This window comes from Streptomyces sp. NPDC088746 (genome assembly GCF_044751065.1).
Lineage (GTDB): Bacteria > Actinomycetota > Actinomycetes > Streptomycetales > Streptomycetaceae > Streptomyces.
The window spans coordinates 1,135,480-1,155,020 of record NZ_JBIVLA010000002.1 but is presented as its reverse complement, the minus strand read 5'-3'; the positions used below and the strand labels follow the sequence as shown (position 1 = coordinate 1,155,020).

Sequence of the window (19,541 nt, the reverse complement as noted above, 5' to 3'; positions counted from 1 at the left end):
GGGCATGCCGGCGGGTCAGCTTCCCGCGGCCGGGGTCCCCGCGGCGGTGGCGAGCGCGGGCTCCGTCTCCTGGCCCGGACCGGGGACGCGGGACCGGTGCCGTGCGCCGCCTCCGTACCCGCGCTCCCGCAGCAGCGTGAAGACCCGGGCCGCGAGCGGCGCGAGGGCGATCAGCAGCGCGAGCACCGCCCAGCCACGGGCCGCCGTGTGGACGGTCGCCGCCAGGCAGCTCAGCACGCCGAGCAGCCCGGCGGCGGTGGCCACGGGATGGTGGACGAGGAGCAGCGTGTAGCCGACGAGCCGGCCGGGCGGCACCCGGAACAGCGCCTTCCCGTACTGCCGCAGCAGTTCCGCCCGGGACCGGTGCGGCCACCGGCCGTGGCGGTCCGCCGGGGAGACGTGCCCCTCGCGGGAGGCCGGCACGTCCGGGGTGTGGACGGAGCGCCAGTACTGCCCGGTCCCGGGGTTCCGGCGCCGGTGGATCTCGAAACCCGTCGTCGTGTCCTCGGTTCCGGAGCCGTGGAAGCCGCCGGCCTGGCACAGTGCGGCGATGCGTACGACGCTTCCGGGGCCGGCGAGCACGGGCGCGCCGTAACGGTTGCCCGCGCGCTGCACCAGGGCGTGGAAGTCGTGGTCCCCGGCGAGCCACGGGCCGACGACGAACGCGGTGTCCGGGTCACGGAAGTAGCCCGTCGTCCGTTCGAGGAAGCCGGGCAGCGGGACGTGACCGGTGTCCACGGAGGCGAGGAGGTCGTACGCGTCACCGTGCTTGGCGATCCAGGCGTTGCGGTTGCCGTGCTCCGTGCCGGCCTGGTGCGGGCCCTCCGCCTGGTTCCACTCGGGCACCCCGAGGCGGGTGAAGTGGTGCACGCCCAGCTCGGCGCAGAGCATCCTGGCCTCCGGGTCGTCGCCCTCGTCGAGCAGCCAGACGTCCAGCGGCCCGGGATGCCGCATCCGTGCGGCGCCCTCCAGGCCGGCCCGCACCGCGGAGAGGGGCTCCCTGCCCGGTACGTACGTGGTGAGGAAGGCGACCCGGGTGCCGGGCTCGGGCGTCACCGGGACCGGGTCCCGCGCGACCGTCACGGCGTGCACGGTCAGGGCGAGGCCGACCGGTGCGAACACGGCGACCAGGCCGAGGGACGCGACGGTCACGGAGTCGGCGAGGCCGAGCCACGCCTGGCCGTTCCCGCGCCCGGCCCGGTGCGCGGGCAGGACCAGGAAGAGCAGCACGAGCCCCGCGGACACGGGGGCGAGCGTCAGCGGGAGGACCGCTCGTATTCGGTGCCACCCGGTGCGCAGGAGGCCGCGGTACCGCACCCGGTACCCGGTCGCGGGCCGCTCCGCGAGCGGCCCGGCGGGCAGGCCGCGGCTGCCGCCCCGGTCGTGGTCACGTCTTTCCGACGGCATCGCGCCTCCAACGGTCGGATATGCCGGTGTCCCCACAGAAGGGGAGAACCCGCGGGGTGTCGACCCGGCAGGTCCGAGTGAGCGGATTTCTTCGCCCGAACGGAACGAGCCCCCGGCGCCGGAAGGCGTCGGGGGCTCGTCGTGCGCGTGGGGCCGGTGCGCGGACGGGGCGTCAGCCCGCCAGGTGCCGCTCCACCGTCTCGACCTTGGAGGTCAGTCCGTCGGTGACGCCCGGCCGGATGTCGGCCTTCAGCACGAGCGAGACGCGGCCCGCGCGGGCCTCGACGGCGGCCACGGCGCGCTGCACGACGTCCATGACCTCGTCCCACTCGCCCTCGATGGAGGTGAACATCGCGTCCGTGCGGTTGGGCAGGCCGGACTCACGGACGACACGGACGGCGTCGGCGACGTACTCACCGACGTCCTCGCCGACGCCCAGGGGGCTGACGGAGAAGGCGACGATCACGCGCTGACCGTCCCCTCGGCGCGGGCGCGGGCGGCGATGACGCCGTCGGCCTCGTACTTCTTGAGCAGCTTCTCGCCGTAGAGCCCGCCGAAGGGCAGCACGGCGAGGAGGAAGAACAGGGCGACACGCTTGAACGGCCACTTGGCCTTGGCCCACACGTCCAGCAGGAACACCAGGTAGATCGTGAAGAGGATGCCGTGCAGCATGCCGAGCGGCATCATCAGGAAGTCGATGTCCGAGACCCGGCTGAGCACCGAGCCGAAGAGGATCAGCGCCGGGAAGGACAGCGCCTCGGGAAGCGAGATGAGGCGCAGCCGGTGCAGGGCGGAAGCGGTCTTGATGTCCACGAGGGCACCTTCGGTGGGTGGGAGGGGCGTGTCGGCTTGTGAAAGCAGGCACAAGCACATCCATTGTGGCATCGCTCCCGACCCCCCGAGGCAGGGGGTCCGGGTCCGGGCCCCGCGGCGCGTATCCGCGCATATCAGGGTCAGGTCGGGGTCGGGATCGGCCGCCGGGCCCTGTCCGGCCGGGCTCCCCTGCGGCTAACGTCGCACTGTGGCGATGTTCCGACTCCAAGGCAGCAAGACGCTCGCCGTCGACCTGACAGGCGATGCCGTCAAGGCGAAGAACGGCTCGATGGTCGCGTACGACGGCCAGATGGCGTTCAAGAAGATGTCGGGCGGCGGTGAGGGCCTCCGCGGCATGGTGACCCGCCGGCTGACCGGCGAGCAGATGGTCATGATGGAGGTGAGGGGGCAGGGCACCTGCTATTTCGCCGACCGGGCGAGCGAGATCAACCTCGTCTCGCTGCACGGCGAGACGCTGTACGTCGAGGCGAGCAATCTGCTGGCCACCGACGCCGGGCTGCGCACCGGCACCACCTTCACGGGGCTCCGGGGCGGGGCGAGCGGCAACGGCCTGTTCACCACGACCGTCGAGGGCACCGGTCAGGCGGCCATCATGTCGGACGGTTCGGCCGTGGTGCTGCGGGTGACGCCCCAGTACCCGCTGAACGTCGACCCCGGCGCCTACATCGCCCACCAGGGCAGGCTCCAGCAGCACTTCCAGTCCGGGGTCAACTTCCGGACACTCATGGGCGAGGGCTCCGGCGAGTCCTTCCAGATCCGTTTCGAGGGCGAGGGCCTGGTGTACGTGCAGCCCAGCGAGCGGAACACCGTCGGGGGCGATGTCTGATGCCGTTCCGTGAGATCAACTCGAAGATGGTCGAGGCCGTGGTGGGCCCCGGCCGGACGCTGTACAGCCAGCGCGGCGCGATGCTCGCGTACCGGGGCGACGTCTCGTTCACCCCGAACATCCAGGGCGGTCAGGGCGGCCTGGGGTCGATGATCGGCCGGCGGGTGGCGAACGAGGCGACCCCGCTGATGACCGTCGAGGGCAACGGCACGGTGATGTTCGGCCACGGCGGCCACCACATCCAGGTGATCGACCTCGCGGGCGACACCCTGTACGTGGAGGCGGACCGGCTGCTCGCCTTCGACGGGACGCTCCAGCAGGGCACCATGTTCATGGGCTCGCAGGGCGGTGTGATGGGCATGGTGCGCGGCCAGGTGACCGGGCAGGGCCTGTTCACGACGACGCTCAAGGGGCACGGCGCGGTCGCCGTCATGGCGCACGGCGGCGTGATCGAGCTGCCGATCACGCCGGGGAGGCCGGTCCATGTGGACCCGCAGGCCTACGTCGCCCACCACGGGGACGTGACCAACAAGCTGTCCACCGCGCTCGGCTGGCGCGACATGGTGGGACGCGGTTCCGGTGAGGCGTTCCAGCTGGAGCTCAGCGGCAACGGAGCGGTGTACGTCCAGGCCTCGGAGGAGAAGCTTTGAGCACGCCGGTGATTCACGACCCGATGACGCTGCCGTCGGACGACAACGTCAACGCGTACACCTTCTGCGTGGAGCTCAAGGGGAGCCAGTGGTTCCTGCAGAAGGGCAAGATGATCGCCTACTACGGGCAGATCGAGTTCAACGGCATCGGGCACGGCCGCTTCGAGCGGCTGATCCGCACGAGCTTCCACTCCCCGCTGCACGCGAGCGACTGGGTGGTGGCCGAGGGCAGCGGCAAGATGCTGCTCGCCCACCGGGCCTTCGACGTGAACTCCTTCGACCTGGAGGACGGCAACCTGACGATCCGGTCCGGCAACCTGCTGGCCTACCAGCCGACGCTGGCGCTGAAGCAGTCGATCGTGCCGGGCTTTCTGACCCTGATCGGGACGGGGAAGTTCGTCGCCGCGTCCAACGGCCCGGTGGTCTTCATGGAGCCGCCGCTGCGGGTGGATCCGCAGGCGCTGGTGGGGTGGGCGGACTGCCCCTCCCCGTGCCACCACTACGATCACCACTACATGACGGGCGTCATGGGCGGACTGCGCTCGCTGACCGGGATCGGCGGAACCTCGGGCGAGGAGCACCAGTTCGAGTTCGTCGGGGCGGGCACGGTGCTGCTCCAGTCGTCCGAGGCCCTGATGCCGGAGCAGGCGACCGGCGTCGTCCCGCACGAGCCGGGTGTGCCGGGCGGCGGTGGTCAACACGGCTCCACCCCTCGCATGCCCGGTCAGCTGGGGGACCTCCAGCGTCGCTTCGGGCTGTGAACGGTAGTCTGCGGAGTGTGACGCCCGGCAGTGCGTGCGAGGAGTCACACTCCCAGACTTCGTCCGGCTTTCAACATCTTAGGTAGAATCCATACATGGAGACCGAGACGGCCACCCGCTGGCTGACCGATGCGGAGCAGTGCGCCTGGCGCACCCACCTGGACGTCAGCAGGCTGCTGACGCATCAGCTGGAGAAGGACCTCCAGCCGTTCGGCCTGACCATGAACGACTACGAGATCCTGGTCAACCTCTCGGAGTCGGAGGACCAGCGTCTGCGGATGAGCGATCTCGCCGCCGCCACCCTGCAGTCCAAGAGCAGGCTCTCGCACCAGATCACCCGCATGGAGAACGCCGGCCTGGTCCGGCGCGAACACTGCGAGTCGGACCGGCGCGGACTGTTCGCGGTCCTCACCGACCTGGGCGGAGAGACGATGCGGAAGGTCGCTCCGCACCATGTCGAGTCGGTGCGGAGGCACTTCATGGACCTGCTCTCCCCCGAGGAGCTCTCCGCGCTGCACGCGGCGCTGACCCCGATCGCGGAGCACCTGCGCGGCCGGCGCGGCAAGCCGTAGCGCGGCCGGCCCTCAGCCGTCGTCGGCCGCTCCCGCCCCGGTCCGCCCCGGCAGCCGCAGGGTGAACCGCGCGCCGCCGCCCGCCCCTTCGCCCACCGTGAGTGTGCCTCCGTGCCGGGAGGCCACATCACGGGCGATGGCCAGGCCGAGCCCGGCCCCGCCGTCGTCGCGGCTGCGGGCGTCGTCCAGGCGTACGAAACGCTCGAAGATCCGGTCCCGTTCGGCCTCGGGCACGCCCGCTCCGTCGTCCGTGACCTCGACGAGCACGTCGCCCCGGTCCGCCCGCACCGAGACGGCGACCGAACGCTCCGCGTGGCGCTCGGCGTTGTCCAGCAGATTGCCGACGACCCGGGCCAACTGGCCGCGTGACCCGCCGACTTCGAGCGCCTCGGCGTCGGCCACGGAAACCTCCGGCGCGATCCGGTCCGCCGCACGCCGGTAGACCTCCTCGCGGACCAGCGCGCCCAGGTCGACCGCCGTGCGCCCCGGGCGCTCCCCCGCGTCCAGCCGGGCGAGCAGCAGCAGGTCGGCGGCCAGCACCTGTAGCCGTACGGTGTCGGCGACGGCGCCGGGCACGTCCAGCAGCTCCGGGTGGGCCTCGCCCACCTCCAGCTGGGTGCGGAGCGAGGCGATCGGGCTGCGCAGCTCGTGCGAGGCGTCGGCGACGAAGCGCCGCTGCCGGTCGACCGAGGCCTCCAGCACGGTGAGGGTCTCGTTGGTCGTACGGGCCAGCCGCGCGATCTCGTCCCGGGAGTCCGGCTCGGGCACGCGGCGCCCGAGGTCCTCGGACGCGGTGATCGCGGCCAGCTCCCGCCTGATGCCCTCCACCGGGCGCAGTGCCCGCCGGGTGACCAGCCAGGTCACCCCGGCGACGACGAGCAGCATGACCGGAAGTCCGGTCAGCATGGAGTTGCGTACGGTGTCCACGGCCTCCTGCTCGGCCGCGAGCGGGGCGCCCGCGTGGACGGTCAGGGTGACGTCCTCCTCCGTGGTCACCTCGACGGTGGCGAAGCGGTAGTCCGCCGCCTCCCCGTCGACCGTGGCGGTGCCGTTCGTGAAGTCCGGCGGGTCGGAGGAGACCTCGCTGCGGGGCGGGTCGGTCCCGTCGTCGTCATCGTCGTCGTCGTCGCCCGGGTCGGTGGCCGGCGCCGGGGAGACCGGTACGACCTGTGCCGTGCCCGTCCCCGAGATCGCCTCCAGATCCTTGGAGACGGCCACCACGCGCCCCTCCTCGTCGGTCACCTGGACGGGATGGCTGTCCTCGTCGCCCGCCTCCAGGTCCGCGTACGCCCTGCCCGCGGCCAGCTCCCCCGCCACCTCGCGGGCGGTCACCTCGGCCTCAAGGCCCGCCCGGTCCGTCAGGTTGCCGCGCAGCACCAGCAGCACGGCCAGCCCCGCGGCGGTCAGCGCGACGGCGACGACGAGGGTGGCGCCCAGGGCGGCCCTGGCCCGTACGGACCTCACAGCGCCTCCAGCCGGTAGCCCGCGCCCCGTACGGTGCGGATCGACGCGGCGCCGAGCTTGCGGCGGAGGGTGCTGATGTAGACCTCGACGATGTTCGGGTCGCCGTCGTAGGCGAAGTCCCAGACGTGCTCCAGGATGTCCGCCTTGCTCACCACCTCGCCCGCCCGCAGCACGAGCTGTTCCAGGACGGCGAACTCCTTGGCGGTGAGGGTGACTTCCTCCTCGCCCCGGTGGACGCGACGGGCGGCGGTGTCCATCCGCAGGGTGCCGGCGGTCAGCACCGGCGAGGCGGAGCCGCCGCGGCGGCGCAGCAGCGCGCGGACCCGGGCGACGAGCACGACGTACGAGAACGGCTTGGTCAGATAGTCGTCGGCGCCGGTGTCGAGGCCTTCCGCCTCGTCGTACTCCCCGTCCTTCGCGGTCAGCATCAGGATCGGCGTCTCGTGCCCCGCGGCGCGCAGGGCCGCGCAGATCCGGTAGCCGTTCATCCCGGGCAGCATGATGTCGAGGACCACGAGGTCGTGGACGCCCTGGCCCGCCAGGTGCAGGCCCTCCAGGCCGTCGTGCACGACGTCGACGGCGAAGCCCTCGGCGGTGAGTCCCCTCGCGAGGGACGTCGCGAGACGCTTCTCGTCCTCCACGATCAACAGGCGCATGGGGACAGCTTCGCAAACCGAACCTGAAGACGCCTTCAGGTGGCTTCAGGCTGCGTTCAGCATCGCCGGGCCAGTGTGGTTCCCGTCGCTCAGCACAGCACATCCCATCGGGGAGGAACCCACCATGAAGCGCAACATCGCCATCGCCACCCTCACCGCGGCCGTACTGGTCGGCGGCGGGCTCGTCACGACCGTTGCCTTCGCGGACTCCGACAGCGGTGGCAAGGACGACCGGGCGGCCACGGCGGACCGGGCGTCAGGCGTCAGCGGGGAGCAGAAGGCCGGACGCACCACCGTCGGCGAGGCCGCCGGCGCCGCGCTGAAGGCCGTCCCCGGCTCGGTCACCGGGGCCGAGCTGGACGATGACGACGACAGCGACCGTACGGTCTGGGAGCTCGACGTGTACGGCTCCGACAAGGTCTGGTACGACGTGAGCGTGGACGCGGCGAACGGCAAGGTGCTGTCGGACCGCGAGGACGAGGACAACGACGACCGCGACCGGCACGCGCCCCGCTCGGCGGCCGTGTCCCTGGACGCCGCGGTGAAGGCGGCGCTCGGCGCGCAGCCCGGCACGGTGACGTCGGTGGACCTGGACGACGACGATGACGACGGCAAGCGCGGTGCGCTGCGCTGGGACGTCGAGGTCGCGGGCAAGGACGGCAAGCAGCACGAGCTGCACGTCGACGCCAAGAGCGGCAAGGTCACCGTGGACCAGGACGACGACAACGACAACGACGGTGACGACGACGGCGACGACGACTGATCCGTCCCTCGGCTCACGGCCCCCACGGTCCTGTCCGGCTCCGCCTCACGGCGCGAAGCCGGACAGGACCGTGCCGTCGTCCGGCGAGGAGAGGAACAGGGCCTCGTCCACGGCGATCAGGGCGGGCGTGGTCCCGGGCAGCGAGAAGGTCTTGCCCGGGCCGGGAGGGTTCTCACCGTCGGCGTCCAGTGCGTAGGAGTCCACCGTGACGTCCGCGTGGACGAATGCGCTGGAGCCCACGATCGAGACGTCCCCGGCCGCTTCGTCGAGCAGTGTGTCGACGTAGTGCCACCGTTCCTCACCGTCGCTCAGCCGGAAGGCCCGCACCTGGCCGGGCGTCGAGACCACCACCGTGCCGTCCTTCGCCACGGCCGGCTTCATCGCGCCCTCCACGCCCTCGGCCAGGACGCGACGGCGGGCGGGGTCGGACAGATCCGTCACCGTGAGGCTGTCCCCGGCGACACAGATCAGCTCGCCGTCCTTGAGCACGGGATGACCGCACCCGGCCTTCCCCTCTCCGCCACCCGGCAGACGCTCACCCGTCCCGGCGTCGAAGACCCGGACGTCGCTGCCCACGGCCACCACCCGGCCGTCACCGGCGAGGAGCGTGAACTCGAACTCGTCGTAGTCCACGTCCCACTTCTGGGGTTTCTTCCCGCCCGTGATCTGCTGGGCGACCAGGGTTCCGGCCGATCCGCCCTCTGCCCGGGCGACGTAGTAGATGACCCCGTTCGCGTACACGGCGCCCGTCCCCAGCCGGCCGTCCGGCAGGGGCCGCCGCCACACCCGCTTGCCGTCGGTGAGGCGCAGCCCGACCAGCTCGTCCCGTACGAAGGCGTAGACCGTGTCGTCCTCCACCGCGGCGATGGACCGGCCGTCCGTACCGGCCCCGGCCCCTTGTTGCTCCGGGAGATTCCAGCGCTCACGGCCGGTCGCGGCGTCCAGGGCGGTGACGCCGTGCTCACCGGAGCAGACGAGGGTTCCGGCCGACAGCACGCAGCCGTACTCTCCCGTGCCCTCCTCGGACTTCCAGGGCTTCCAGCCGGCCGGCCGTGCGGCGAGCGTCCCGTCGCGGGACCCGAAGTCGTCGGTACGGCCGGCGTCCGCCCCGGGCACGACCGTGGGGCCGGAGGAGGACGCCGGCGCGGACGCGGTGGCCGACGCGCCGGGCCGCCCTGCGGCCGGACCGCCGCCGTCGTCGCCGTCGCCGTCGAGCAGGCCGGGCAGGTACGCGGCCCCCAGAACGGCGCAGACCACGGCGATCGCGGCCGTCGCCACCAGCGGCCCCCGCCGCCGGGTGGGCGCGGGTGGCGCGGGTGGCTCCTGCGGCGGTGCGGACGGCCTCGGCGGGGCCGCCCGCACCGACGCCGCACAGCGCAGGGCCTGTTCCGTGTGGGCGGCGAACTGCCCCCGGAGCGCGTCGTGCCACGGGAAGAGGCCGGGAACACCGCCCGGCAGAAGCAGCTCGGCGAGCTCGTGCGGGGTGGGCCGGTCCTCGGGACGGATGGCGAGACAGCGTTCGACCACCGCACGCAATGCGGCCGGTACGCGGTCGAGTTCCGGCTCACCGTGTGCGATCCGGAAGATGACAGCGGCCATGTCCGGGTCGTCGAACGGGCCGCGTCCGCACGCGGCGAAGGCCAGCACCGCTCCGAGGCAGAACACGTCCGAGGCCGGTACCAGCGCACGGGAGCCGTTGACGTGTTCGGGCGAGATGTAGCCGGGGCTGCCGACTACCACCCCGGTCCGGGTCAGCTGGGTGGCCTCGAAGGCCTGGGCGATCCCGAAGTCGATCACCTTGGGCCCGTCGGCACCCAGCAGGACGTTCCCCGGCTTGAGGTCCCGGTGCAGTACGCGCACGGCGTGCATGTCGGCGAGTGCCAGGGAGAGGCGCGAACCGACGGCCCGGACCACGGCCTCGGGCAGCGGGCCGGTGCGGGTGACCGCCTCGGCGAGCGAGGGGCCCGGGACGTACTCCGTGGCGAGCCAGGGTGTCGCACCGGTGGCGTCCCCCGCGACGAGGGCCGCGGAGTGGGGACTGCGCACGGCACCGGCCGCCGCGATCTCGCGGCGGAAGCGGATCCGGAATCCGTCGTCGAGATCGAGTCCGGGCAGCACGGTCTTGAGCGCGACGAGCCCCGCGAGCGGTGCGCCGGGAGCCGGCGTGGCGCTGTCCTCGCGCGCGAGGTACACCTCGCCCATGCCGCCCGCGCCGAGCAGCCCGAGAAGCCGGTAGGGACCGACGCGGGTGCGGCTCCCGGGAAGCAGGGGCCCGATCATGAGGCGTCCGGGCCGGGTATCGCGACGGAGACGGCGATGCCGTGGCGGTAGACGATGTGCACGACCCTGCCTGCCGGGAAGATCTCGGGGGGCGTGTTCTCCTTGCCCAGCGCGATGCCGAAGTCGGGGTCGTACGGGTCTTCGATCTCGGGGACCGGCACGTCCTCGATGGGGGTCCGCCTCAGGGGCCCCGGGACGCCCCCGTCGCCGAGCGCGACGCTGTGGAGCGCGTCGGTGTCCGCCCAGACGAGCGTGCCGTCGACGAGCGCCGGGGCGGAGACCGGGTTCTCCTCGCGGGCCTCCGCGTCCTTGCCCAGGCCGTAGCGGCCCAGGACCTTGCCGTCGGCCCGCCCGACCAGCACGATCTCCGGTTCCTCGGTGTCCGCCGCCGCGTCCTCGCCCGCCGGCGCCGACGCGCCCGTCCGGTAGACCGTCACCTGGTCGGTCTCCGCCACCACGGCCGCATGGGCGCCCACTCCGGCGGGCGGCTCTTCCTGGCCGGTGCCGTCCTGGGTCTCCGGGCAGTGGACGACGAAGTCGGGCGGTGTCTCCTCGGGGCAGCCCGTGTCCCGCCGTGCGCCGTCCTTCGTGCCGAACGCCTGCAGACCCTTCTCGTTGCTGACGTACAGCACCCCGTCCTGGGCGCCCAGCGGCCAGAAGTCGCCGCGCTCGGCCTGGGCCAGGTCCTGCCCGACCAGCGGCTTCCGCCACTTCTCCGTCCCGTCCCGCACGTCGAAGGCGGCGAGCTCGGATCCGTCGGGCAGGTCGCCGATGTCCGCGAAGACCATCCCGTCGGCCACCCGCGGTGAGCTCCACGCCATGTGGGCTCCGCCGGCCCGCGCCTCCCAGCGGGACGTGCCGGTCTTCGCGTCGACCGCGAGCAGGCGGTTACCGGTGGCGAAGTACGCCGAGCCCGCGTCCACCACCGGGCGGGTGGAGCCTCCCGGCATGAAGAACTGCCCGGTGGGGCTGATCCGGGCGTCCCCCGCGCCCTGTTCCTCGACGGCCGCGTATGTCCAGAGGCTCTTGCCGTCGGATGCGGAGAGCGCCTCGTACGATCCGTCCGCCATACGGCAGACCACCGCGTCCTGGCCGGCCGCGCAGCCGAGCGGGGTGCCGGAGAAGGTCGCGTGCCACGCCTTCCAGCCGACGGGGCCGGAGGGTGTGGGGCTGCTGCCGCCCTCGGCGTCCCCGCCACCGCCACCGCCACCGCCACCGTCCCGCAGGGCGAGCAGGCCTCCCGTGGCCACCCCCGCCAGGAGGACCGCGGCGAGGACCCCGCCGAGAAGCCGGCGACGGCGGGCGGGGCGGGCCGGGGCCGTGCCGGACGGCAGGCCGGGCCCCTGGGTGGGCAGCTGGTCCACCGGCGTCGTACCGGGTTCCCGTTCCGGCGGCGGGGCCGCGGGCGTCCGGCTGCCTACGGCCTCCGTCGGGGTGTATCCCGGCAGCGGCGGCCCGCCCGGCGCCCGGACGGAGGCCAGTTCGCGCTCGTACTCGGCGATGTGGGCCGCCACCGGGCCGGGCCATCCCACCGAACCTTCCGGGGCCAGCCGGGCGGCGAGTTCCGCGGGGGCGGGCCGGGCGGAGGGGTCGGCCACCAGGCAGTCCCGGAGCACCGCGCGCAGGGCGCCGGGCACTGGGTCGAGGTCCGCCTCGACGTACTTCACCCGGTACAGAACCGCGGCCACCGGGCCGTCGCCGAACGGGTCGCGGCCCGTCGCCGCGAAGCAGAGGACGGACGCGAGGCAGAAGACGTCGGAGGCGGGTACTACGCGTCCGCTGCCCGCCACGTGCTCCGGGGACATGAAGGCGGGGCTGCCGATCATGCGGCTGGTCGTCGTGAGCGGGGTGGCGCCCGCGCCGCGCGCGATCCCGAAGTCGATCAGGCGCGGCCCGTCGGCGGCGAGCAGGACGTTGCCGGGCTTCACGTCACGGTGCACGACGCCGGCCCCGTGGACGGTGTCCAGGGCCCGGGCGAGCTCCGCCCCGAGCATCCGGACCACTTCCTCGTCCAGCGCGCCCGACCGGCGGACCGCGGCCGACAGGGTCGGGCCCGCGACATAGCCCGTGGCCAGCCAGGGCACGTCCGCGTCGGCGTCACCGTCCAGCACGGGGGCCAGGGCCGGCCCGGTCACCGACCTGGCGACCTCGATCTCGCGGCGGAAGCGCTGCCTGAATCCGGGGTCCTGGGCCACGTCGCGGCGGACCGTCTTGACGGCGACCGGAGCGATGTCGTCGCCGGAGCCCTCGCGCAGCCCGAGGAACACCTCACCCATGCCGCCCGCGCCGAGCCTCGCCAGCACGGCGTACGGCCCTATGCGTATCGGTGAGTCCTCGCGCAGCGGCCCCAGCATGCGTCCCCCCGGTGCATGACAGGAACGCGCACCTCACGCGCCCCGTGCACGACATCTTTCCACGCCCTGTCAGGTGGGCGCTGCCGTTCGGACCGGGGCCGGCTCCCGGGCGGCCCGCACGCCGCCCGGGGGCCGTCAGTTCCCGCCGGTGAGTCCCGCGACCAGCTCGTCGGCCGCCGCGTACGGGTCGAGGCCTCCGGCCACGATCCGTTCCGCGAGGGCGTCCAGCCGGCGGTCACCGTGCAGATCGGCGATCCGCTCGCGGAGCGCGGTGACCGCGATCGTCTCGACCTCACGGGCCGCACGCGCGGTGCGCCGCTCGGCCAGGACGCCGTGCTCCTCCATCCACGCCCGGTGCTTCTCGAGCGCCTCGACCACCTCGTCGAGCCCCTCGCCCCGGGCGGCGACCGTCTTCACGATCGGCGGCCGCCAGTCGCCGGGCCCCCGGGACTCGCCCAGGCCCAGCATGTGGTTGAGCTCGCGGGCGGTGGCGTCCGCGCCGTCCCGGTCGGCCTTGTTGACCACGTACACGTCGCCGATCTCCAGGATCCCGGCCTTCGCCGCCTGGATGCCGTCGCCCATGCCCGGGGCGAGGAGGACGACGGAGGTGTCGGCCTGGGAGGCGATCTCCACCTCCGACTGGCCCACCCCCACCGTCTCCACGAGGATCACGTCGCAGCCCGCCGCGTCCAGCACCCGGATCGCCTGGGGCGCCGACCAGGCGAGGCCGCCCAGGTGCCCCCGGGTGGCCATCGAGCGGATGTAGACGCCGGGGTCGGAGGCGTGCTCCGACATCCGGACCCGGTCGCCGAGGAGCGCGCCCCCGGAGAACGGCGAGGACGGATCGACGGCCAGGACGCCGACCCGCTTTCCGGCCTTCCGGTAGGCGGAGACCAGCGCCGAGGTCGAGGTGGACTTGCCGACACCCGGCGATCCGGTCAGGCCGACGACGTAGGCGTGGCCGGCCAGCGGTGCCAGGGCGGCCATCACCTCACGCAGCTGCGGCGAGGCACCCTCCACCAGGGAGATGAGCCGGGCCACCGCACGCGGCCTGCCCTCACGTGCCTGCTCGACCAGGGTGGGGACGTCCACCTTCACACTCGGCCTCCTCGCTCGCTCGTACGGACTACTTGCCCGGCACGCGGATGATCAACGCGTCGCCCTGACCGCCGCCGCCGCACAGCGCCGCCGCCCCGGTGCCGCCGCCGCGCCGCTTCAGCTCCAGCGCCAGGTGCAGCACCACGCGGGCGCCGGACATCCCGATGGGGTGGCCGAGCGCGATCGCGCCGCCGTTGACGTTCACCTTGTCGGAGGTGACGCCGAGGTCCTTCATCGACTGGACCGCGACCGCCGCGAAGGCCTCGTTGATCTCGATGAGGTCGAGGTCCTCCACTCCGATGCCCTCCTTCTTCAGGGCGTGACGGATGGCGTTGGACGGCTGGGACTGGAGCGAGTTGTCCGGGCCCGCCACGTTGCCGTGGGCCCCGATCTCGGCGATCCAGTCCAGGCCCAGGGCCTCGGCCTTGGCCTTGCTCATGACGACGACGGCGGCGGCGCCGTCGGAGATCTGCGAGGAGGTGCCCGCCGTGATCGCGCCGTCCTTGGTGAAGGCCGGGCGCAGCTTCCCCAGGGACTCCGCGGTCGTCTCGGGGCGGATGCCCTCGTCCTTGGCGAAGAGGACCGGGTCGCCCTTGCGCTGCGGGATCTCGACGGGGGTGATCTCGGCCTCGAAGATGCCGTTCTTCTGCGCGGCGGCGGCGCGCTGGTGGGACAGGGCCCCGATCTCGTCCTGGTCCGCGCGGGCAAGGCCCAGGCGGGTGTTGTGCTTCTCGGTGGACTCGCCCATCGGGATGTTCTCGTAGGCGTCGGTCAGGCCGTCGTACGCCATCGAGTCGAGCATCTCGACCGCGCCGTACTTGTATCCCTCACGGGACTTCGGCAGCAGGTGCGGGGCGTTGGTCATGGACTCCTGGCCGCCGGCCACCACGACGTCGAACTCGCCGGCGCGGATCAGCTGGTCCGCGAGGGCGATCGCGTCGAGCCCCGAGAGGCACACCTTGTTGACGGTGAGCGCGGGGACGTTCAGCGGGATGCCGGCCTTGACGGCCGCCTGGCGTGCCGGGATCTGCCCTGCCCCGGCCTGGAGCACCTGGCCCATGATCACGTACTCGACCTGGTCCCCGCCGATGCCGGCCCGGTCCAGCGCCGCCTTGATGGCGAAGCCTCCGAGGTCGGCCCCGGAGAAGCTCTTCAGCGAGCCGAGGAGACGGCCCATGGGCGTCCGAGCGCCCGCGACGATCACTGAGGTGGTTCCGGTCGTTCCTGACATGAGGCACAGCCCCTTGGGATCGGTTGTGAACGAGGGTTTACCTGAATGTACTGAGCGGTACGGCGCCCGTCATCCGGCAGTGGGTGTGATCGCGCGCACGTTGCGTAACCATCCCCGGGGCGCTGCACTGGTTCCATGCTGACGCGAATCGACCACATCGGAATCGCCTGTTTCGACCTCGACAAGACAGTCGAGTTCTACCGCGCGACCTACGGCTTCGAGGTGTACCACTCCGAGATCAACGAGGAGCAGGGTGTACGGGAGGCCATGCTGAAGATCAACGACACCTCGGACGGCGGCGCTTCGTACCTCCAGCTCCTGGAGCCGACCCGCCAGGACTCCGCCGTCGGCAAGTGGCTGGAAAAGAACGGTGAGGGCGTGCACCACATCGCGTTCGGGACCGCCGACGTCGACGCGGACGCCGCGGACATCCGCGGGAAGGGCGTGCGGGTGCTGTACGACGAGCCCAGGACCGGGTCGATGGGCTCCCGGATCACCTTCCTGCACCCCAAGGACTGCCACGGCGTGCTGACCGAACTGGTCACCTCCGCGACCGAGCACTGACCTGACCCATACCCGGCCCGGTAGAGTGGGCTGTTCCGGGCCGGGGCCGGATCGGGGCCGTGCCGCGTCCTCGCCGTTGATCTGTCACCATTCCCCGGGGGACCGCTCGCCGGCGAGCGGTACTCGCATGGAGAATTGCGACCAGGGTTGGGGTCTCCCCTGCTCGAACAGAGTTGAGAGCTCGGGGAAGGATGGGACCGCGCAGTGCGGGGCTACGAAAGCCAGCAGAGCCACCGAGCTGACGACGACCATCTCTCGCGGTTCGAAGCCGAGATGGACCGGCTGAAGACCGACCGGGAGAAGGCCGTCCAGCACGCCGAGGACCTCGGCTACCAGGTCGAGGTCTTGCGCGCCAAGCTGCACGAGGCACGGCGCAATCTCGCGACCCGTCCCGCACACGACAGCGCGGACATCGGCTACCAGGCCGAGCAGATGCTGCGTAACGCCCAGATCCAGGCCGACCAGCTGCGGACCGACGCCGAGCGCGAGCTGCGCGAGGCCAGGGCGCAGACGCAGCGGATCCTTCAGGAGCACGCGGAGCACCAGGCCCGGCTGCAGGCCGAGTTGCACGCCGAGGCCGTGCAGCGGCGCCAGCGGCTCGACCAGGAGCTGGCGGAGCGCCGGCAGACCGTCGAGTCCCACGTCAACGAGAACGTCGCCTGGGCCGAGCAGTTGCGGGCCAGGACCGAGTCCCAGGCCCGCCGTCTCCTGGACGAGTCGCGTACGGAGGCCGAGCAGTCGCTGGCCGCTGCCCGCGCCGAGGCCGCCCGGCTCGCGGACGAGACCCGCCGGCGCGTCAACTCCGAGGCGGAGTCGGCCCGTGCCGAGGCCGAGGCCACGCTGCTCCGGGCCCGCAGGGACGCCGAGCGGCTGCTCGACGCCGCCTCCACGCAGGCCCAGGAGGCGACCGGTCACGCCGAACGGCTGCGCTCGACGGCCACCGCCGAGACCGAGCAGACCCGGCAGCAGACCGCGGAGCTGAACCGCGCCGCCGAGCAGCGCATGCAGGAGGCCGAGACCCGGCTGCGCGAGGCCCGGCTGGAGGCGGAGAAGGTCCTCGCCGAGGCGAAGGAAGCCGCGGTCAAGCGGCTGGCCGGCGCCGAGTCGCAGAACGAGCAGCGCACCCGTACGGCCAAGTCCGAGATCGCCCGCCTGGTCGGCGAGGCCACGAAGCAGGCCGAGACGCTCAAGGAAGAGGCCGAGCAGGCACTCGTCGACGCCCGCGCGGAGGCCGAGCGGGTGGTCGCGGAGGCGGCCGAGAAGGCCCGCACCCTGGCCGCCGAGGACGCCGCGGCCCAGCTCGCGAAGGCCGCCCGGAGCGCCGAGGAGGTCCTGACCAAGGCGTCCGACGACGCCAGGTCGACCACCAAGGCCGCCGGTGAGGAGGCCGAACGGATCCGCCGTGAGGCCGAGGCCGAGGCGGACCGGCTGCGCGGCGAGGCCGCCGAGCAGGCCGACCAGCTCAAGGGCGCGGCCAAGGACGACACCAAGGAGTACCGGGCCAAGACCGTCGAGCTGCAGGAGGAGGCCCGCCGGCTGCGCGGCGAGGCCGAGCAGCTGCGCTCCGAAGCCGTCGCCGAGGGCGAGCGGATCCGCGGCGAGGCCCGCCGCGAGGCCGTCCAGCAGCTCGAGGAGGGTGCCCGCACCGCCGAGGAGCTGCTCACCAAGGCCAAGGCCGACGCCGAGGAGCTGCGGACCTCCGCCGGCGCCGAGAGCGAGCGCGTCAGGACCGAGGCGGCCGAGCGCGCCGCCACCCTCCGCAAGCAGGCCGAGGAGGCGCTGGAACGCAGCCGCGCCGAGGCGGAGAAGGTGCGCGCCGAGGCCGAGGAGCAGGCCACCGCCCTGACCACCGCGGCGGAAGAGGCGGCCGAGGCGCTGCGCGAGGAGACCGAGCGCGGGGTCGAGGCACGCAGGACCGAGGCGGCCGAGGAGCTGGCCCGGCTGCACACCGAGGCCGAGGCCCGGGTCACCGCCGCGGAGGAGGCGCTCGGAGAGGCGCGTACGGAGGCGGAGCGGATCCGCCGCGAGACGAGCGAGGAGTCCGAGCGGCTGCGCGCGGAGGCCGCCGAGCGGATCCGTGCGCTCCAGGAGCAGGCCACGACGGAGGCCGAGAGCCTGCGCACCGAGGCCGCCGCGGACGCCGCGCAGTCCCGCGCCGAGGGCGAGTCCGTGGCCGTACGGCTGCGCGGCGAGGCCGCGGCCGAGGCGGAGCGGCTGAAGACCGAGGCCCAGGAGAGCGCCGACCGGGTCCGCTCCGAGGCGGCCGCCGCCGCCGAGCGGGTCGGCGCGGAGGCGGCCGAGGCCCTGGCCGCCGCGCAGGAGGAGGCCAACCGCCGCCGCCGCGCCGCCGAGGAGGCGCTCGATTCGGCGCGTGCCGAGGCGGAGCAGGAGCGCGAGCGCGCCCGCGAGCAGAGCGAGGAGCTCCTCGCCTCCGCCCGCAAGCGGGTCGAGGAGGCCCAGCACGAGGCCCAGCGGCTGGTCGAGGAGGCGGAGAGCCGGGCCTCCGAGCTGGTCTCGGCCGCCGAGCAGACCGCCCAGCAGGTGCGGGACTCCGTCGCCGGGCTCCAGGAGCAGGCCGAGGAGGAGATCACCGGGCTGCGTTCCGCCGCCGAGCACTCGGCGGAGCGGACGAGGACCGAGGCGCAGGAGGAGGCGGACCGGGTCAGGTCCGACGCCTACGCCGAGCGCGAGCGTGCCACCGAGGACGCCAACCGCGTCCGCCAGGTCGCGCACGAGGAGGCGGAGGCCGCCAAGGCCCTGGCCGAGCGGACCGTCTCGGAGGCCATCGCCGAGTCGGAGAAGCTGCGCTCGGACACCTCGGAGTACAGCCAGCGGATGCGTACGGAGGCGTCCGACGCCCTCGCGTCGGCGGAGCAGGACGCCTCGCGTGCCCGCGGCGAGGCCCGTGAGGACGCCAACCGGATCCGGTCCGAGGCGGCGGCGCAGGCCGACCGGCTCATGGCCGAGGCGACGACCGAGAGCGAGCGGATCCGCGCCGAGGCGGCCGAGCAGTCGGAGCGTTTCGTCGGAGAGGCGACCGACGAGGCGGAGCGGCTGCGCGCGGAGGCGGCGCAGACCGTCGGTTCGGCCCAGGAGCACGCGGCCCGCACCCGCGAGGAGTCGGAGCGGCTGCGCGCCGACGCCGAGTCCGCGGCGGAGCAGCTGCGAGCGGAGGCCCGTCAGGAGGCGGACCGGCTGCTGGACGAGGCGCGCGAGGCCGCGGCGAAGCGCCGTGCCGATGCCGCCGAACAGGCCGACCAGCTCGTGGCGAAGGCCCAGGAGGAGGCGCTGCGCGCCGCCACCGAGGCCGAGCAGCAGGCCGACAGCATGGTCGGCGCCGCGCGCAACGAGGCGGTGCGGATCACCTCGGAGGCGACGGTCGAGGGCAACACCCTGGTGGAGAGGGCCCGTGCGGACGCGGACGAGCTGCTCGTCGGCGCCCGCCGGGACGCCACCGCCACCCGGGAGCGGGCGGAGGAGCTCAGGGCCCGCATCGAGAGCGAGATCGAGGAGCTGCACGAGCGCGCCCGGCGTGAGACCTCGGAGCAGATGAAGACCGCGGGCGAGCGCGTCGACAAGCTGATGAAGGCCGCGACGGAGCAGCGCGCCGAGGCCGAGGCCCAGGCCAAGGAGCTGCTGGCGGACGCGAATTCGGAGGCGAGCAAGGTCCGTATCGCCGCCGTGAAGCGCGCCGAGTCGCTCCTCAAGGAGGCCGAGACGAAGAAGGCCGAGCTGACCCGGGTGGCCGAGAAACTGCGCGCCGACGCCCAGGCCGAGGCGGAGCAGATGGTCGACGAGGGCCGCCGGGAGCTGGACCTGCTGGTCCGCAGGCGCGAGGACATCAATACGGAGATCTCCCGTGTCCAGGACGTCCTCGAGGCGTTGGAGTCTTTCGAGGCCCCGGGCGGAACGGGCAAGGCGTCGGGCGGCGGTGCCGGGGGCGTCAAGGCCGGTGCGGCGGCGGGCAACCGGTCGGGGGGCAAGGCGTCGGACGGGTAGCCGTCGGCGTACTTCGCCATGAACATTCAAACCTTCGGGTCGCAAGCCCTCCGGGGGTCAGCCACTCAAAAGGGGTGTCATT

16 protein-coding genes are annotated in these 19,541 nt (G+C 73.2%); 7 read left to right on the top strand and 9 right to left on the bottom strand.

Annotated elements, in window-relative coordinates; translation table 11 throughout:
* Positions 1 to 15 precede the first annotated feature (15 nt).
* From ACIP63_RS12830 to ACIP63_RS12820, 3 genes are all read right to left on the bottom strand, one after another.
* On the bottom strand, positions 16 to 1,407 hold the full coding sequence (locus ACIP63_RS12830) for a glycosyl transferase (RefSeq protein WP_401514335.1): 1,392 nt from the start codon (positions 1,405 to 1,407) through the stop codon (positions 16 to 18).
* 172 nt (positions 1,408 to 1,579) lie between these two features.
* Positions 1,580 to 1,873 (bottom strand): MTH1187 family thiamine-binding protein, encoded by a 294-nt coding sequence (locus ACIP63_RS12825; RefSeq protein ID WP_401514332.1) that lies wholly within the window; start codon positions 1,871 to 1,873, stop codon positions 1,580 to 1,582.
* Positions 1,870 to 2,220: a DUF3817 domain-containing protein gene (locus tag ACIP63_RS12820; protein WP_099174426.1), complete on the bottom strand. Its 351-nt coding sequence runs from the start codon at positions 2,218 to 2,220 to the stop codon at positions 1,870 to 1,872. The genes ACIP63_RS12825 and ACIP63_RS12820 overlap by 4 nt, the downstream gene beginning before the upstream one ends.
* 214 nt (positions 2,221 to 2,434) lie before the next feature.
* Between ACIP63_RS12820 and ACIP63_RS12815 the strand changes: the two genes are divergently transcribed.
* From ACIP63_RS12815 to ACIP63_RS12800, 4 genes are all read left to right on the top strand, one after another.
* Positions 2,435 to 3,067, top strand: coding sequence for an AIM24 family protein (locus ACIP63_RS12815; RefSeq protein ID WP_401515106.1), 633 nt, complete (start codon positions 2,435 to 2,437; stop codon positions 3,065 to 3,067).
* Positions 3,067 to 3,717: an AIM24 family protein gene (locus ACIP63_RS12810; RefSeq protein ID WP_401514329.1), complete on the top strand. Its 651-nt coding sequence runs from the start codon at positions 3,067 to 3,069 to the stop codon at positions 3,715 to 3,717. The genes ACIP63_RS12815 and ACIP63_RS12810 overlap by 1 nt, the downstream gene beginning before the upstream one ends.
* Entirely contained in the window at positions 3,714 to 4,478 is a 765-nt protein-coding gene (locus ACIP63_RS12805; protein ID WP_401514326.1) for an AIM24 family protein, read from the top strand. The genes ACIP63_RS12810 and ACIP63_RS12805 overlap by 4 nt, the downstream gene beginning before the upstream one ends.
* 95 nt (positions 4,479 to 4,573) lie before the next feature.
* Positions 4,574 to 5,050, top strand: a complete 477-nt coding sequence (locus ACIP63_RS12800) for a MarR family winged helix-turn-helix transcriptional regulator (protein ID WP_104789183.1) — start codon at positions 4,574 to 4,576, stop codon at positions 5,048 to 5,050.
* A 12-nt stretch (positions 5,051 to 5,062) separates the two neighbouring features.
* Here the strand turns inward: ACIP63_RS12800 and ACIP63_RS12795 are convergent, their stop codons facing one another.
* The gene (locus tag ACIP63_RS12795) at positions 5,063 to 6,514 is read right to left on the bottom strand and encodes an ATP-binding protein (RefSeq protein ID WP_401514323.1); all 1,452 of its coding nucleotides are present in this window, start codon (positions 6,512 to 6,514) and stop codon (positions 5,063 to 5,065) included.
* Positions 6,511 to 7,170 (bottom strand): response regulator transcription factor, encoded by a 660-nt coding sequence (locus ACIP63_RS12790; RefSeq protein WP_401514320.1) that lies wholly within the window; start codon positions 7,168 to 7,170, stop codon positions 6,511 to 6,513. The genes ACIP63_RS12795 and ACIP63_RS12790 overlap by 4 nt, the downstream gene beginning before the upstream one ends.
* A 124-nt stretch (positions 7,171 to 7,294) precedes the next feature.
* Between ACIP63_RS12790 and ACIP63_RS12785 the strand changes: the two genes are divergently transcribed.
* Positions 7,295 to 7,933 carry a PepSY domain-containing protein gene (locus tag ACIP63_RS12785; RefSeq protein WP_401514317.1) on the top strand — a complete coding sequence of 213 codons (639 nt, stop codon included), beginning with the start codon at positions 7,295 to 7,297 and terminating at the stop codon, positions 7,931 to 7,933.
* 45 nt (positions 7,934 to 7,978) lie between these two features.
* Here ACIP63_RS12785 and ACIP63_RS12780 read toward each other — a convergent pair whose 3' ends face one another.
* The 4 genes from ACIP63_RS12780 to ACIP63_RS12765 all read right to left on the bottom strand — a co-directional run bounded on the left by ACIP63_RS12780 (position 7,979) and on the right by ACIP63_RS12765 (position 14,896).
* Entirely contained in the window at positions 7,979 to 10,213 is a 2,235-nt protein-coding gene (locus ACIP63_RS12780) for a protein kinase (RefSeq protein WP_401514315.1), read from the bottom strand.
* Positions 10,210 to 12,567: a protein kinase gene (locus ACIP63_RS12775; RefSeq protein WP_401514313.1), complete on the bottom strand. Its 2,358-nt coding sequence runs from the start codon at positions 12,565 to 12,567 to the stop codon at positions 10,210 to 10,212. Before ACIP63_RS12775 ends, ACIP63_RS12780 begins: the two co-directional genes overlap by 4 nt.
* A gap of 135 nt (positions 12,568 to 12,702) precedes the next feature.
* Positions 12,703 to 13,665 carry a methylmalonyl Co-A mutase-associated GTPase MeaB gene (meaB, locus tag ACIP63_RS12770; RefSeq protein ID WP_362936533.1) on the bottom strand — a complete coding sequence of 321 codons (963 nt, stop codon included), beginning with the start codon at positions 13,663 to 13,665 and terminating at the stop codon, positions 12,703 to 12,705.
* A 28-nt stretch (positions 13,666 to 13,693) separates the two neighbouring features.
* Entirely contained in the window at positions 13,694 to 14,896 is a 1,203-nt protein-coding gene (locus tag ACIP63_RS12765) for an acetyl-CoA C-acetyltransferase (protein WP_401514310.1), read from the bottom strand.
* Positions 14,897 to 15,031: 135 nt separating this feature from the next.
* Between ACIP63_RS12765 and mce the strand changes: the two genes are divergently transcribed.
* Together mce and scy are read left to right on the top strand one after the other, a co-directional pair.
* Positions 15,032 to 15,460, top strand: coding sequence for a methylmalonyl-CoA epimerase (mce, locus tag ACIP63_RS12760; protein ID WP_401514308.1), 429 nt, complete (start codon positions 15,032 to 15,034; stop codon positions 15,458 to 15,460).
* Positions 15,461 to 15,664: 204 nt separating this feature from the next.
* A complete protein-coding gene (gene scy, locus ACIP63_RS12755; RefSeq protein ID WP_401514305.1) occupies positions 15,665 to 19,459 on the top strand; it encodes a polarized growth protein Scy in 3,795 nt (1,264 codons plus the stop codon).
* The last annotated feature ends 82 nt before the right edge of the window (positions 19,460 to 19,541 follow it).